Raw genomic sequence first — 13594 nt, forward strand, 5'->3', positions numbered from 1 at the left:
CCGATTCCCTATGCGGAGCTCAACCCGGGGCAAAAAATGATTGCCATATTTTCAGAAATCCAAAAAAAAAATGAGATACATTGCAAAAACCAGTTGACACATACTGAATGTCTCCCTTATGTTTCAAGAGAAATCTCATATTCTAACGGAGAATGTTATGGTTCTATTTGAGACCATGTATACTGAAGAGCTCATGTTGATACCCCTGGTCAATGAGCATAATGCCGGATATCCGCCATTCCTGGCCCTGGACGATGATGACGATGATGATGAGGATGACGAAATGGAAGAAGAAGAAGAATTCGACGACATCGAAGAAGAGTTCGATGATGATTTCGATGATGATTTCGATGATGATGACGACGATTTTGATGATGATGACGATGATGATGACGACAATTTCGACGATTATGAAGAGGACATGGATTTCGACGACGATTTTGACGATTAAAGGTTTTTAACCAGCGCCGGAAAATCGGGCATCAGGGTGATACTATCACGGCGGCACTCCAAAGCCGCTCCAGCTCATAAAATGAACGGGAACCCGAAGACATGAGGTGAACCACGATGTTCCCCAGGTCGATGAGGTTCCATTCGTCATCGGAGCTGGCTTTTCGGTGTTGCCTAAGTATCTCAATGCCCTTGTCCCGGGCATAGTCTTTGATATGCCGCTGTAGTCCTTGGACATGGGCGGAACTGGAGACTGTGGCTACCACAAAGAAGTCGGTCCAGTGGTTGATTTCCCGGAGATCCATCACAATGACATCTTCTCCGCGGTGATCCCTGATAAGGGCGGCTAATTCGAGGGCGGCGGTTTTATCCACCTGAAACGTATCTTCCATTAAAATCCTTTCCAATGATAAGGGTAAAATCCGAACGATATTCAAGGTTCTGGATATTCATCTCTAAGCCAAGCTCCAGGCTTTCAGGGGTTAAAACTTCAAAACGGAGGTTCCGGCACCGGATAATGTCCGCAAAGTTCCTGGCCACATCCTCGGAACCTGAGCGGTCCACGATTTCCGTGGCTTCGTAGTCACTATGGTCGGCGTTTCCGATGGAGATCACGTCATAGCCGAAGCCCCGCAGCAGTTCCGCAGTTCTTCCCGCCAAACCCGCTGTGGTGGTCCCGTTCAGGACCTCCACGGTAAAGACCCGCTCGGTTAGGGTCCCTTCTACCTGCCGGGTCAGGGCTGCCAGGGACTGGCGGACGATTTCTTTGATCAGGCTGCCATCGTAAAGGGGGAAGAGGAGCATCTGTCCTGAAACTTCCCGGGGATTGCCCCCAACAGACTGGATATTCACCCGGTCCATATCAATTTTGGCCAGTTCATCGAAAAGCCTGGTCCTGGTCCGGTGATTCATGGCTGTTTTTACCAAGGGTTCGTACAATTGAGCCACCGTGGGTTCCTTGAGGTACTCCACCTTTTCACCCATCCGCTTGATAAAGCCCAGGAAAAAGCGCTGTCTGCGGAATAGGGCCAGTTCGCGCTCCTCCTCGGGCAGCTCATAGGTCACGTAGCTCCGGGTCTTGTCTCCGTCCAGCCGCCTTACCCCGGAAGGAAAGAGGATAGTGTCCTTCCCATCGTATATTTCCACCGGGGTGGGGATAAAAATTTCAACCCCTTCGATTAAATCCACCACCCTTCCCAGGTCCTCCATGGTAAACACCACTGAAAAGTGTATCTCCACCCCGAGAAATCGTTCGATTTCAGTTTCAAAGTAGCCTATATGCTGGGGATTGTAGACCGTATCGATGCGGTCTACCCGGTTGATCCGCTGGATGATCAGCCCCAACTCGCCGGGTATGTCGAAGATCGCCGCCCGCTTTGTGGCCGGGTAGTAGAACAGCACATAGGAGCTCAGGGGCTTGTCTCCCTTTTCAATGATAAACAGGGTAGAAATTACCCGGTCCCCGGAAAGGGCTTCCTCAATGGGGTCCGAGCGCATAGCCAGGATGGTGAAAAAAATCCCTCCCCCCAGGAGCAGGAGTATCAATATCAGGAGAAATCCGCTGGCATCAACCTTGGAGTTTCTCAAAAACCGCCCCTTTTCTGCATGGTTTTTAGCAGCCGTTGGGTGCTTCGGGAAAGGTCCAGTTTCCGGGAGCGCAGGTAGGCCACGGTTTCGTCCAGGGTTGCGGTAAAGAGGGCATCCAGATCCGTGAAGCCCCGGTAATTTCGGAGTTTTTCACTGACCTGTCCCCGGGAAACCTCTATTTTATCGGCAATATACAGGGCTTTTGCCAGGGGACCCATTTCCGCACCGGCGGTGGTGTGGAGCTGTACTGCTTCCAGTATATCCTTGGTATGGATGCCAAATTGCTCCCTGAGCAATATCGCCGCAGCCCGTCCGTGGAGCAGTGAGGGCTTCTGTTCCTCCAGCCTGCTGATCCGGAGGCCGTCCTTTTTTGCCAGCCGGATCATTTCCAGCTCCGGAAAGGACTTGCACATGTCATGGGTAATCCCCGCCAGGTAGCCTGATGGCCCGTCCATGCCGAAGCTCAGGCAGAGGTCTTGGGTAAGAAGGGCAACATTCCGGGAATGGAGGAACCGGGAGGGGCTTATCATGGTCCGCACGGTATTCTCGATAGCGGCAATGGTTTCCCAGGTAAAGCCTGATTCCATCTTTTTTTGAAAGCCGTAGAGGCCCCGATCTTGGATTATCAGGCGTGCCCCCTGGGGTACCAGGTAGCCCCAAGGACCGGCGGAGCGGATGCGGTCCCGCAGATCCCCCGAAGAAAGGGCTAAAATTTCATTTTCCAGTTGTTTATGGGGGAAAGGGAAGGGGAGAGCCTCCGCCGAAAGCCGGTGGGCGATGATAATATCCGTGATCTCCGCGATTTCCCCAGCGCTCCGCCATTTGTTGAAGTCCCGGGCCAGATCATCCCCCAGGATGAGGGCGGGCTTTCCTTCGCAGCGGTACCGTTGAATAATGTCCTTAACCGTATCTATGGTGTAAGAGACCCCTTCCCGCTGTATTTCGCAGTCATCGATGGTAAAACGGGGATCCCCCGGGATGGAGGCGTTGAGCATATCCAGCCGGTCCCGGGGAGAAGCCCCATGGACACTCAGTTTGAAGGGGGAGGTGGAGGCGGGGACCAGGATGACCCGATCATACCCAAAGGCAGACAGCACCGCCTCTGCTAGGGATAGGTGGCCTAAATGGATAGGGTTAAAACTTCCCCCCAGGATCGCAAATCTCACGCTTCAAGCCTCCTTATCTTCGGTTTTCCATCCCGTTTCGGCGGTCCCAACCGCAAGCCGACCCAATTCCGCGGCCAGTTCAGGCAATCCTTCCCCGGAAAAGACCGAGATGCCCAGGAGGGTCTCTCCGGGGCAGGCGGCCCGCAGCTCTTCAAGGCGCTCGGCAGTTCTCTCCAGGTCGGTCTTGGTTCCCACCAGGATCCGCTTTTTTTCCACCAGCTCCGGGGAAAAGGTTTCCAGTTCTTTATACAGGATATCAAAGGCTTCCAGGTAGTTGTCCTGGGATAAATCAATGAGAAAGGCCAGGGCGGCGGTACGGGAGATATGCTTGAGGAAACGTATCCCCAGGCCCGCCCCCCCGGAGGCCCCTTCTATGAGCCCCGGTATGTCCGCCAGTATGATGTCCCGGTCCCCCGGTTCGTCCCGGCGGGTGGAGCCCAAGGCCAGCACCCCCAGGTTTGGTATCTTGGTGGTAAAGGGGTAGGGGGCGATTTTCGGCCGGGCATTGGTAAAGCGGTCCAGCAGGGAGGATTTGCCCGCATTGGGAAAGCCCACCAGGCCTATGTCTGCCAGGATCTGGAGCTCCACCCGGAGCCGCCGGGTCTCCCCCCGTTGCCCCGGAAGAGCCCGCCGGGGCGCCTGATTTATCGATGACTTGAAATGGATGTTCCCCCAGCCGCCGTTTCCCCCTTTGAGGAAGAGGAAGCTCCCCTCCTGGCTGCCGAAGTCCCGGATAATCTCCCCGGTATCGGCGTCCTTGAGAATCGTACCCGGGGGCACGGCTATTACCGCATCCCCCCCATTCCGGCCGTAGCGCTGGGCCCCTTCTCCGTCCCGGCCGTTTTCAGCCTTAAAGGACTGTTTGTACCGCAGATGGGCCAGGGTCCGCAGGTTGCGCCGAACCTCGAAGATTATGCTGCCCCCCCGGCCGCCGTCACCCCCCGAGGGCCCCCCCAGGGGGACATACTTTTCCCGCCGGAAGGCCACGCAGCCGTTTCCGCCGGATCCCGCGCTAACCTCAATCAAAGCCTCATCGGCAAATTTTTCAATCATACTGCACCGGAGATGGAAACGGCGTACCCCGGGGCACGCCGCGCCTTACTATTCACCATAAATAACCGATAAACCCTCAACCCGCGTGGGTTTCAGGTTCCTATTTCACATTCGCAGAGGACTGCGTTGGAAATTCCACGGGGACAATCCCCGCCAGCTTCCGTCCCCGGCGAGTGGTAAAAGATACGGTCCCGTCGGCCAGGGCAAAGAGGGTAAAATCCCCCCCGCAGCCCACATTGGGGCCCGGATGTATCTTGGTCCCCCGCTGCCGTACAATAATAGTCCCTGCCCTTACGGGCTGCCCATCGGATGCCTTGATCCCGAGGTACTGGGGATTCGAGTCCCGTCCATTTTTTGCGCCGCTGCCGCCCCGTTTCCGAGCCATCTTATTCCTCCGTTATTTGTCTGTTTACATTCATCGTACAATATTCCGGGAATTCCTCAGAAATCGACTTCAATCCTTCCAGCAGGAAGGTCCCGGCGGCGGAAAGAAACTCCCTTCCTTCGCCGGTATAGTCGATTTCCATCCGGACCAGCCCCCGTTCAGGGGCCTCTCCCTGGACCATGATCCCCTCTTTTTCCGAGAGAATCCGCAGGGCCGTCCTGGTTAACACCGAAACGGCGGCGCATACAATATCGTCGCCCTTTGGCCCTGCCCCGGCGTGGCCTTTGACTGTGCAGGACCTGAGCAGTCCCGTCCCATCCAAAACCGCGCCGATATGTATCATCCGCCCTAGGCTCCGACAATATCCTCGATCTTGATGATGGAATACTGCTGCCGGTGGCCCTGTTTGCGCCGGTAATCCTTTTTAGGCATATACTTGAACACGATGATCTTGCCATCCTTCCCGTGGCTTTCCACCACTGCGGAGACTTTGGCGCCCTTCACATAGGGGGCTCCAACGCTCACCGTATTCTGGGAACCCTCATCGGCCCCCGAGGATACCAGCAGTACCGAGTCAATATCCACCGCGGTACCTGGTTCGGCGTCGATTCTGTCAACCTTCAGTTTGGCCCCTTTTTCGGCCTTATACTGTTTTCCCTTAAATTCAACTAAAGCGTACATAGTATATTATCCTTTCTTCGAATACGAGTAGGGATAATTTATACTACAAAGGGATTGGGATAGTCAAGTGGGCCACGGGAACTTCCTCATTTGATAAATCCTTTGGCTAGTTTCGGGAAACAAAGGCTAGATCAAGATCCCTAAACTGCTTTATTATAAGGAAGTTGTCATGAAATTGTATGGATACCCTGATATGTATCCTGCCAATCAAATCGCCCAGTAAAATTTTACACCCCGCCGGTGTTATAATAGATGAGTTAAATTTGACCATTGACGTCAGTACTTATTCGTAGTTTGCTGATGAAGTTTTAATTTTCGAGGAGGAATTATGCTTCAATCTGTATTGGATTTTATCATCAGATTGTATTTTCCCATACTTGGGGTTCTAGCCCTCTATTTTTTCGTGCTTGCCACATCAAATATCCTGGAAATACGGAAAAACACTAGACCCGCAGAGTTGACTGACGGACCCCTGGTGTCGGTCCTGGTCCCCATGCGGAACGAGGAACAGAATGTGGAAATCTGTATCAATTCCCTGCGGGAACAGACCTACCGGAATTATGAAATTTTAATAATTGACGATAATTCCACCGACCGTACCCTGGAACTGATACAGAAGATGGCCCGCTTGGATACACGGATACATATTTATCAAGGTATGCCCCTGGCTGATGGCTGGTTCGGTAAGCCCTATGCCATGCAGCAGTTAGCCCGGGAAGCAAAGGGGGAAATCCTCATGTTTACCGATGCGGACACGGTCCACAGCCCCACCAGTGTTTCCTGGACGGTAACCAATATGCATACCCTTCAGGCGGATTTAATCTCCGGCTTTACCGGGCAGGTCTTTAAGTCCTTTGGAGAGATGATAGTCGGCTCCCTTTTGTTTTTTATGACCGGCTTTATTATTCCCCTCTGGATGAACAAATTGTCCAAATTGGGGAGTTTTTCCACCGCCGTTGGGCAGTTTATTGCCATTAAAAAAGAAGTTTTTGACGAAATCGGCGGTTATGAGCCCCTCAGGCACAAGACCACCGAGGATGTATACCTGGCCCGGTATGTCAAAGAAAAGGGATACAAGACTTTTTTCCTGGACATAAAAGGTCATATTCAGTGTCGAATGTACCCGGGATATACCGCAGCGGTAGAGGGGATAGGCAAAAATATCTACGATTTTTTTGGGAAAAACCCGGTCATTGTTTCAATAGTTGCGGTTTTGGTGTTGCTTTTCCTCTTCCTTCCCGCGCCCATGCTTTTTGTCAGCCTCTTTATGGGCAGTCATTGGACGCTGAACTTCATTGCCATTGATTTACTCTATACTCTGACCTGGACCCTGCTCTTCCTGGACCGAAAGCAGCCCTGGTATTATGGATTTCTTTGGCCCTGTATCTTCCTGAACCTTTTTTACATGATAATCTGGTCCTGGGTTAAGACCGTTTCCGGCCAGGGTTTTTACTGGAAAGACCGCTTGGTGGGCTAGCAGCCTGGCTGGGGAGGAGTATCATGCGGTATCAGCGGGGTAGGCCTTTACTCAATACATCGCTTCCGTTTCGTATTGCTTCGGTGCTGGTTTTCAGTATCATTTGGCCCCTGGTTCAATTCGTTAATTCCATGCTCTATTCTACCGCTTGGAAAAACCGGGTAAAGCTGTTCCGCCTTAAACGGGCTATCCTGGTATCCAACCATACCACCCCCCTGGATCCCCTCATGGTATCCGGCATGATTCTTCCCTACCTTACCTGGCATACCCTTCTGGAAGCGACTGTAGAAGCCCCGGTGGTGGGTACCTTCACACGGCTCTTGGGCGGTATGCCTCTGCCGCCGGGGGCCCGGGGCTTAAAACAGATTCTGGAGACCTGCGATACCGCTTTCCGGTACCGGAAATTTATCCACTTCTATCCCGAAGGGGAATGTTACCTCTATAACCAGCAAATCAAAGAATTTAAGCCCGGCGCCTTCCTTATTGCGGCGGAAATGGATCTTCCCGTGGTCCCCCTGGTAACGGTGATGTCCGAAGGGCTTTTTAAGGCGCCTTCGTTTTGGAGCAGGAAGCGGCCAAAGGAAACCCTGGTGACTCTGGACCCGGTTTACCCTTCACAGTATATCAGGCGGAATGAGGCGGGGGAAATTGAAAACGCCTCAGTACGGGAATTTGCCGAAGCGGTAAGGAAGATCATGCAGGGCGAAATTACCCGGCGGGGCGGGAGCTCCGCCTTTTATCGGGGGAGAATGGAGCGGGTAAAAGGTATCAACGCTTGAGCGCTTCAGCACCAAACAAATACAGCCTTACCGAAGGGGGCATCCTGAGCAAGTTGCTTCAGGTGGCCCTGCCCATCATGGGGACCCAGTTCTTGCAGATGGCCTACAACCTTACAGATATGTTCTGGCTGGGCAGGGTGGGGAGCGACGCCGTGGCTGCCTCCGGGGCCGCAGGGATGTACATGTGGCTGTCCATGGGCTTTCTGTTGATTGGCAGGATGGGCGCCGAGATTGGGGTGTCCCAGGCCCTGGGGCGGGGTGATAAGAAAGCCGCCCTGGGCTTCTCCCAAAACGCCATGCTTATGGCGCTATTTTTGGGGCTCCTCTATGGGCTGTGCCTGTTTATTTTTAACCGGGAGCTTGCGGGATTCTATAATTTTCGGGAGCCCAATGTCGCCGGGGACGCGGCTGCTTATCTTTCGATTGTCGCCTGGGCAATTCCTGCAACTTTTTTCACTGCCGTAATTACCGGGTCCTTTAACGCCTCAGGAAATTCACGGACCCCCTTTATCATAAACGGCATCGGCCTGGCAGCTAATGTGATCCTGGACCCGGTGTTCATTTTTGTCCTGCGCCTGGAGGTGCGGGGCGCCGCCATTGCAACGGTGATTTCCCAGCTTGTCGTAGCCGCAGGGATGTTCGCAGGTGTCAACTGGCTTAAAGGCCGCCCCTTTGAGCGGTACCCAATCAAAATACGGATCGAAAAAGAAAAAATAGCGATGATGCTGAAGTGGGCGGTCCCTATCGGTGTGGAAAGTTTGCTTTTCTGTTTTCTTTCCATGGTCACTTCCCGGATCGAAGCTTCTTTCGGCGCCTTTGCCATGGCGACTGGCAAGGTAGGGTCCCAGATAGAATCCCTGTCCTGGCTCATCGGGGGCGGCTTTGGATCCGCCCTGATAGCCTTTATCGGCCAGAATTACGGGGCGGGAAAATGGGATCGGATACGGAGGGGGGTGCGGATTTCCGCCCTGCTCATGACAGCCTGGGGTATCTTTGTAACATTACTGTTGTACTTCGCCGGGGGCTTCCTTTTTTCGCTATTCCTTCCCGACCCTGAGCTGGTACAGTTTGGGACAAAGTATTTACGTATCCTCGCCTTCTGTCAGTTGGCCATGAACCTTGAAGCGGTATCCGCCGGGGCCTTTAAGGGAACCGGCAGAACCATGGCGCCATCGGCGGTGAGCATTATCTCAAATCTGATACGGCCCTTTCTTGCGCTGATCCTCTCCCGGACATCCCTGGGCCTCTACGGTGTCTGGGTGGCGGTTAGTATTACTGCCATTATCCGGGGCGCCTGGATAAGCCTGTGGTATGTTTTCCGGAAAAAAGCGCGGGAACAAAGTACTGGGCAATAAGCGGGCCTTACATGGCTTCCAGAAAGGGTATCCCGATGAGCTCAAGGGCATCCCGCAGCACCCGCAGCACCCCCCGGCTCAATGCCAGCCGCCCGGCGGCCAGATCCGGGGTGGCGGCGTTGAGGATGGGGCAGTCGTGGTAGAAGCGGCTGAAGCCCTTGGATAGCTCGTAGAGGTAGGCCGCCAGAATCGCCGGGTCCATTCGGGCCGCCGCTTCGGCTACTGCCTGGGGATAGGCGGAGAGGGCCTTGATCAGCTCCCACTCAGCATCGGTGCTGAGCAGTTCCGGCTTGACGGTGCCGCCGGCATTACCATCGGTCTTGCCCGCAGCAGTACTGTTGTCCGCCGCGCGTTCCCTGTCTTTGCGGAGCATTGAGGAGATGCGGGCGCCCATGTACTGGAGGTAGGGGCCGGTGTTGCCGTTAAAGGACAGGGATTCCTTGGGGTCAAAGAGCATATCCTTGGCGGGGGTTACCTGGAGCAGGTAGTAGTGGAGGGCGCCCAGGGCGATTTTTTCCGCCACTTCGGCGGAATTGCCCACCGCCTCTTCCCGGTCTTTGCTGCGGATTTCTTCCAGGGCCAGGTCCCGGAGGCTATCGATGAGGTCGTCGGCGTCTACCACGGTACCTTCGCGGCTCTTCATCTTTCCTTCCGGGAGGTTTACCATGCCGTAGGAAAGGTGGTAGAGGTTCTCCGCCCACTGGTAGCCCATTTTTTTCAGGATTGCGAAGAGGACCTGAAAGTGATACTGCTGCTCGGACCCTACCACGTAGATCAGCCGGTTAAAGGGCCAGTCGTTGTGCCGGAAAATGGCGGTGCCGAAGTCCTGGGTGATGTAGATTGAGGTGCCGTCCTTGCGGAGGAGTATTTTTTTGTCCAGTTTTTCTGCGCTCAGGTCTACTGCAACTGCGCCGTCAGGCTCCTTGTAAAAAATACCTTTCTCAAGGCCTTTGTAAACTTCATCTTTGCCCAGGAGATAGGTCTGGCTTTCGTAGTAATACTGGTCAAAGGAAACGCCGGTGCGTTCATAAGTGGCCTTCATGCCCTCCACGGTCCAGCGGTTCATGGTTTTCCAGAGTTCCACCGTTTCCGGGTCCCCGGCTTCCCATTGGCGGAGCAGTTCCTGGGCCCGGCCCTCGGCGCCTTTGTCCTCCTGGGACATCTGATGGTATTTCACGTACCAGTTCCCCACAAAGTGATCGCTTTTGATACCCTCGGACTCCGGTGTCTTGCCTTGGCCGTGTTCTTTATAGGCAAGCATGGATTTGCAGATGTGGATGCCCCGATCGTTGATGATGCAGACCTTGCGGACCTCGGCCCCGCAGGCGGCGAGGATCCGGGAGACGCTTTCACCCAGGATGTCGTTCCGGAGGTGGCCCAGGTGAAGGGGCTTGTTGGTGTTGGGGCTGGAAAACTCCACCATGATGCGGGAACCGGTCAGAGAGCCCGGGCGGCCCACCGGGGATCTTTCATCCGCAAGCTCCGACAGGACCGCTGCGGTAACCGAGGCGCGGTCCAGCCGCACGTTCACATAGGGGCCCTCGGCGGCGAAGGTCCCGGCGGCGAAGGTCCCGGCGGCGCTGACAGTATTGCTGTTGGAATCGCTATCCTCCCCGGCTAATACGGCGCAGACCAATTGGGCTATCTGGGGCGGGCCTTTGCGCAGTATTTTTGCGTAGCTGAACATGGGGAAACCCAGGTCCCCCAGTTCCGGTTTTGGGGGTATCTCGGCGATCACCTGGGCAGGATCAATGTGAAGCTCTGCTCCGGCTTCTTTCGCTATTTTTTCCACAGCCCGGGCTATCCGAGCTTTCCATGCGTCTCTTGCCTTATCCATAGTTTCCCTCTTTAAAAAAATCCCATCACCCCGGACATCCGGGTATAGGCGTTTCCTTCCCGGCGGAAGGAGCCCAGCCGTTGGTCCGTAAAGGTGCAATTTTCACAGTAAGCAATGTTCCGTACCCCCGCGTTTGCCAGGAGCCGGGCATTGGCGGCCTGGAGGTCCAGGCTCGGCTTGTCCCCATTCCGCAGCACCACCGGCCCCAGGGGATAGTCCCCATCCGGCCCGCCGAATTCCGCCTCAAATGCTGCGGCCCGCTCTTCGTCCACCTGGTAACAGCAGGAGCGAATGCAGGGACCCAGCAGGGCCGCCACGTCTTCGGGCCGGGTCCACCAGCGCTCGGTCATCAGGGACAGGGCGGAAAGGGCTATCCCCGTACCCTTCCAGCCCGAATGGACCAGGGCAAAGGCGCCGGTCCCGGTATCGTACAGATACACCGGGAGGCAGTCCGCCACGGTCACCGAAAGGGCGATTTCCCGATCACGGCTTACCATGCCGTCCGCCTCGGGAAAGCCGGCGCTGCGCCGGTCCGCCACGATGACATCCCGTGAGTGGACCTGGGTGCAGCTTTTGACTTTTTCCGGGTCCAGGCCCAGGGCCGAAAAGAAACGGTCCCGGTTGGGGTTGCCTTCTTCCGAATATACCATATCTCCGGCGGAACGGGAAGAAAGGGCGCAGCTGATTTCCCCCAATTCTTCGCCCTCCATCATCAGGGGGAACCGGGCTTGGTTAGGGCTGGTATCGAAATTTAATGTGAAGGGGTACAGTTTTGCTGTCATCTTCCTGCCTCCAGGGTATCAATTTTGGCCATAAATGCAAGGGTTTCGTTCAGTCTATTAATGGTGGCGCTGATGCCGTTAGTAAAGGTGTCGGTTTTTCCGGACATTTCCGCCAGATTGGTCAGGGTGTCGAATTTGCCGTCCGGGGATTTGGTCAGCAAGCCCTTGAGGACCTTTTTCATGAGGGTCATGGCACTCCGCATCCGGTCGATAATCCGCTTCGCTTCGTCAGAAGCTTCGTCCACCGCGAGCTGGACCTTGTGCCGCTTGGCCGTAAGAGAGGACACCTCAAGCTTTGCCTGGGTGTAGCGTTTCCCCAGCTCCCCGGCATTGGAGATGTCCCCCTCGAAGAGGCGGATCGCATCGCCCAGGTTGAATATTTCGTTGTAGCTTTCGGTGAATTCGGCGAGGTTTTCCTTTTTGAAGAATTCCCCGTCGATCAGGATGGGCCGGAGAACCAGGTTCAGTTCCTTCATAAATATTGTTGAATAAAAGGTCGCCAGGAAGGAAAGGCAGAAGGCCCCCTTGAGGGGAATCCCCACGGGGTTGAGAACCGATTCAGCCCCGGCGAGGGTTTTCATCTTTGCGCCGCTAAAAAAAGCGGTGAGGGCATCCAGCAGTTCCTGACTGCGGTGATTGCGGGTATAATCGGTAATGCGTTTTTCTACGGTCTGTTTCCAGTACTCCTTGTACAGGCTGAACCAGTCTTCGCCGCCGCTCAGGGCCATGGGAAGAAGGCTCATGTCCCGTTCCGCGCAGCGGAGTATTTTGGTGAGGGGCACCGTTTTATTGAAGTGGCGTATATTCAATAAAGCTTTTTCAGCCTGGGAGAGGAGGGCCTTCATCTCTTCCTCCATATTGAAGTCCGGGGCTTCCGCGCGATCCTGGAGGATAAAAATGAAGAGGGACTCCAGCAGGGTCATGGGGGGAGTCTCTTTCAGGGAAAAGAGAATGTTGTTCAGACTCCGGAGGTAATTGTTCACCAGATGGGCGGAACAGACCTTGCCCAGTTTGGCAGGCTGGTGGGCAAAGGACCCCAGGAGCCGGTCAAAGAGGAAGGAGGACAGCTCCCTGAGGAAGCTCAAGGTCCGGGCATTGTAGTACATCACCGTCCGCCGATCATCCCCGATAGTGGCGATACAAGATTCCATGGCCTCCACCCCCAATTGCCGCAGGGCCGATTCGTTTAAGCCCGTGTGCTGCTCCGCGATTTTTTTGGGATCCGTTTCCTCCAGCAGCCGGCGGTGGATATCATCCATTTCCAGTGAGGCCAGGAATACATAAAAGGCCCCCTTATCCCGGTTCACGCTCATATCCAGGGCATCATAGAAAAACCGGGCGCTTTCCTTGAGCTTGCTCAGTTCCTGGTGAAAATTCGGAAGCAGCTGGTCATGTTCAAAATCGTAGAGCCCCGGGGACTGTTCCTCAATACTCCGCCCCAACTGGGCGACCTGCCGGTCTATGAATACCTGGCGGGAGCTTTTCCCCGTGAAAAGCCCAATGATCCACAGGACAAGTCGGGTAAGCCAGGATGCTGCCTCGTACTCCTTTGCAAGCCCCTGACCCGGGGCTTGGGGTACCTCGTCCCCAGCCTTCGGGCTCTCCTCGTCATCATACATTGGCTGATTGGATATCCCTGAGTGTGCGCCGAGTTTTTCCAGGAGGCTTTTCCGGTCATCCATGGAAAGTTCTGAGGCAAGGCGGTTAAAAACTTCGGGGTCTTCCATCTATATAACTATATGGTGTACCGGGGGATCGGTCAACGAGAGGGGGGGAAGCTGGGAAAGCTTCCAGCCCGCGGTTTGACCCTGACGGGGCCATCCATGGCCCCTTTTCTTCCCTTCGGTCAGCGGGTCAAACCGAGTTCGATTCTCCTAGGGAAATTTTTTTTATGTAATACTTTTTTCTAGCCCCTAGGAGAATCGAAGCTTCCAGTCGGCAACATCCTGTTGCCTCCTTCCAGCCCGCGGTTTGACCCTGGCGGGGCCATCCATGGCCCCTTTTCTTCCCTTCGGTCAGCGGGTCAAACCGAGTTCGATTCT

The 13594-nt window shown here is 54.8% G+C and carries 14 protein-coding genes; 4 read left to right on the forward strand and 10 right to left on the reverse strand.

Annotated features, from left to right (window positions below; all coding sequences use genetic code 11):
* Nucleotides 1-157 precede the first annotated feature (157 nt).
* The gene (locus tag TREPR_RS18555; protein WP_015706834.1) at nt 158-451 is read left to right on the forward strand and encodes a hypothetical protein; all 294 of its coding nucleotides are present in this window, start codon (nt 158-160) and stop codon (nt 449-451) included.
* A 31-nt stretch (nt 452-482) separates the two neighbouring features.
* On the opposite strand, the gene rsfS is transcribed toward TREPR_RS18555, so the two are convergent.
* The 7 genes from rsfS to rplU all read right to left on the reverse strand — a co-directional run bounded on the left by rsfS (nt 483) and on the right by rplU (nt 5322).
* On the reverse strand, nt 483-842 hold the full coding sequence (gene rsfS, locus TREPR_RS03130) for a ribosome silencing factor (protein WP_015706835.1): 360 nt from the start codon (nt 840-842) through the stop codon (nt 483-485).
* Entirely contained in the window at nt 817-2037 is a 1221-nt protein-coding gene (locus TREPR_RS03135) for an LCP family protein (RefSeq protein ID WP_015706836.1), read from the reverse strand. The genes rsfS and TREPR_RS03135 overlap by 26 nt, the downstream gene beginning before the upstream one ends.
* A complete protein-coding gene (gene nadD, locus TREPR_RS03140) occupies nt 2034-3203 on the reverse strand; it encodes a nicotinate (nicotinamide) nucleotide adenylyltransferase (protein WP_015706837.1) in 1170 nt (389 codons plus the stop codon). The genes TREPR_RS03135 and nadD overlap by 4 nt, the downstream gene beginning before the upstream one ends.
* Nucleotides 3204-3206: 3 nt before the next feature.
* Nucleotides 3207-4253, reverse strand: a complete 1047-nt coding sequence (gene obgE, locus TREPR_RS03145; RefSeq protein WP_245534816.1) for a GTPase ObgE — start codon at nt 4251-4253, stop codon at nt 3207-3209.
* 103 nt (nt 4254-4356) lie between these two features.
* Nucleotides 4357-4641: a 50S ribosomal protein L27 gene (rpmA, locus tag TREPR_RS03150; protein WP_015706839.1), complete on the reverse strand. Its 285-nt coding sequence runs from the start codon at nt 4639-4641 to the stop codon at nt 4357-4359.
* Nucleotide 4642: 1 nt separating this feature from the next.
* Entirely contained in the window at nt 4643-4984 is a 342-nt protein-coding gene (locus TREPR_RS03155) for a ribosomal-processing cysteine protease Prp (RefSeq protein ID WP_015706840.1), read from the reverse strand.
* Between the two features lie 5 nt (nt 4985-4989).
* Nucleotides 4990-5322: a 50S ribosomal protein L21 gene (gene rplU, locus TREPR_RS03160; RefSeq protein ID WP_015706841.1), complete on the reverse strand. Its 333-nt coding sequence runs from the start codon at nt 5320-5322 to the stop codon at nt 4990-4992.
* A gap of 328 nt (nt 5323-5650) precedes the next feature.
* Here rplU and TREPR_RS03165 point away from each other — a divergent pair, with 328 nt between their 5' ends.
* The 3 genes from TREPR_RS03165 to TREPR_RS03175 are packed head-to-tail and all read left to right on the forward strand — an operon-like array spanning nt 5651 to nt 8933.
* Complete coding sequence (locus TREPR_RS03165; RefSeq protein WP_015706842.1) at nt 5651-6799, forward strand: glycosyltransferase family 2 protein; 1149 nt, start codon at nt 5651-5653, stop codon at nt 6797-6799.
* Between the two features lie 23 nt (nt 6800-6822).
* Nucleotides 6823-7578 carry a lysophospholipid acyltransferase family protein gene (locus TREPR_RS03170; RefSeq protein WP_015706843.1) on the forward strand — a complete coding sequence of 252 codons (756 nt, stop codon included), beginning with the start codon at nt 6823-6825 and terminating at the stop codon, nt 7576-7578.
* Nucleotides 7575-8933, forward strand: a complete 1359-nt coding sequence (locus tag TREPR_RS03175; protein ID WP_015706844.1) for an MATE family efflux transporter — start codon at nt 7575-7577, stop codon at nt 8931-8933. The genes TREPR_RS03170 and TREPR_RS03175 overlap by 4 nt, the downstream gene beginning before the upstream one ends.
* Nucleotides 8934-8940: 7 nt before the next feature.
* Here the strand turns inward: TREPR_RS03175 and argS are convergent, their stop codons facing one another.
* Genes argS through TREPR_RS03190 form a run of 3 tightly spaced genes read right to left on the reverse strand, consistent with a single transcriptional unit; the run spans nt 8941 to nt 13279 of the window.
* Entirely contained in the window at nt 8941-10770 is a 1830-nt protein-coding gene (gene argS / locus TREPR_RS03180; RefSeq protein ID WP_015706845.1) for an arginine--tRNA ligase, read from the reverse strand.
* Nucleotides 10771-10781: 11 nt separating this feature from the next.
* Entirely contained in the window at nt 10782-11552 is a 771-nt protein-coding gene (gene pgeF / locus TREPR_RS03185) for a peptidoglycan editing factor PgeF (protein WP_015706846.1), read from the reverse strand.
* Nucleotides 11549-13279 (reverse strand): DUF5312 family protein, encoded by a 1731-nt coding sequence (locus tag TREPR_RS03190; RefSeq protein ID WP_015706847.1) that lies wholly within the window; start codon nt 13277-13279, stop codon nt 11549-11551. Before TREPR_RS03190 ends, pgeF begins: the two co-directional genes overlap by 4 nt.
* Between the last annotated feature and the right edge of the window lie 315 nt (nt 13280-13594).

Source organism: Treponema primitia ZAS-2 (assembly GCF_000214375.1).
In the GTDB taxonomy this organism is placed as follows: domain Bacteria; phylum Spirochaetota; class Spirochaetia; order Treponematales; family Breznakiellaceae; genus Termitinema; species Termitinema primitia.

Bases quoted from the DNA above. Each gene is read 5' to 3' on its own strand.
- TREPR_RS18555 (WP_015706834.1), top strand. From the start codon at position 158: ATGGTTCTATTTGAGACCATGTATACTGAAGAGCTCATGTTGATACCC.
- TREPR_RS03170 (WP_015706843.1), top strand. From the start codon at position 6,823: ATGCGGTATCAGCGGGGTAGGCCTTTACTCAATACATCGCTTCCGTTT.
- rsfS (WP_015706835.1), bottom strand. From the start codon at position 842: ATGGAAGATACGTTTCAGGTGGATAAAACCGCCGCCCTCGAATTAGCC.
- pgeF (WP_015706846.1), bottom strand. From the start codon at position 11,552: ATGACAGCAAAACTGTACCCCTTCACATTAAATTTCGATACCAGCCCT.
- argS (WP_015706845.1), bottom strand. From the start codon at position 10,770: ATGGATAAGGCAAGAGACGCATGGAAAGCTCGGATAGCCCGGGCTGTG.
- TREPR_RS03165 (WP_015706842.1), top strand. From the start codon at position 5,651: ATGCTTCAATCTGTATTGGATTTTATCATCAGATTGTATTTTCCCATA.
- TREPR_RS03190 (WP_015706847.1), bottom strand. From the start codon at position 13,279: ATGGAAGACCCCGAAGTTTTTAACCGCCTTGCCTCAGAACTTTCCATG.
- rplU (WP_015706841.1), bottom strand. From the start codon at position 5,322: ATGTACGCTTTAGTTGAATTTAAGGGAAAACAGTATAAGGCCGAAAAA.
- rpmA (WP_015706839.1), bottom strand. From the start codon at position 4,641: ATGGCTCGGAAACGGGGCGGCAGCGGCGCAAAAAATGGACGGGACTCG.
- TREPR_RS03155 (WP_015706840.1), bottom strand. From the start codon at position 4,984: ATGATACATATCGGCGCGGTTTTGGATGGGACGGGACTGCTCAGGTCC.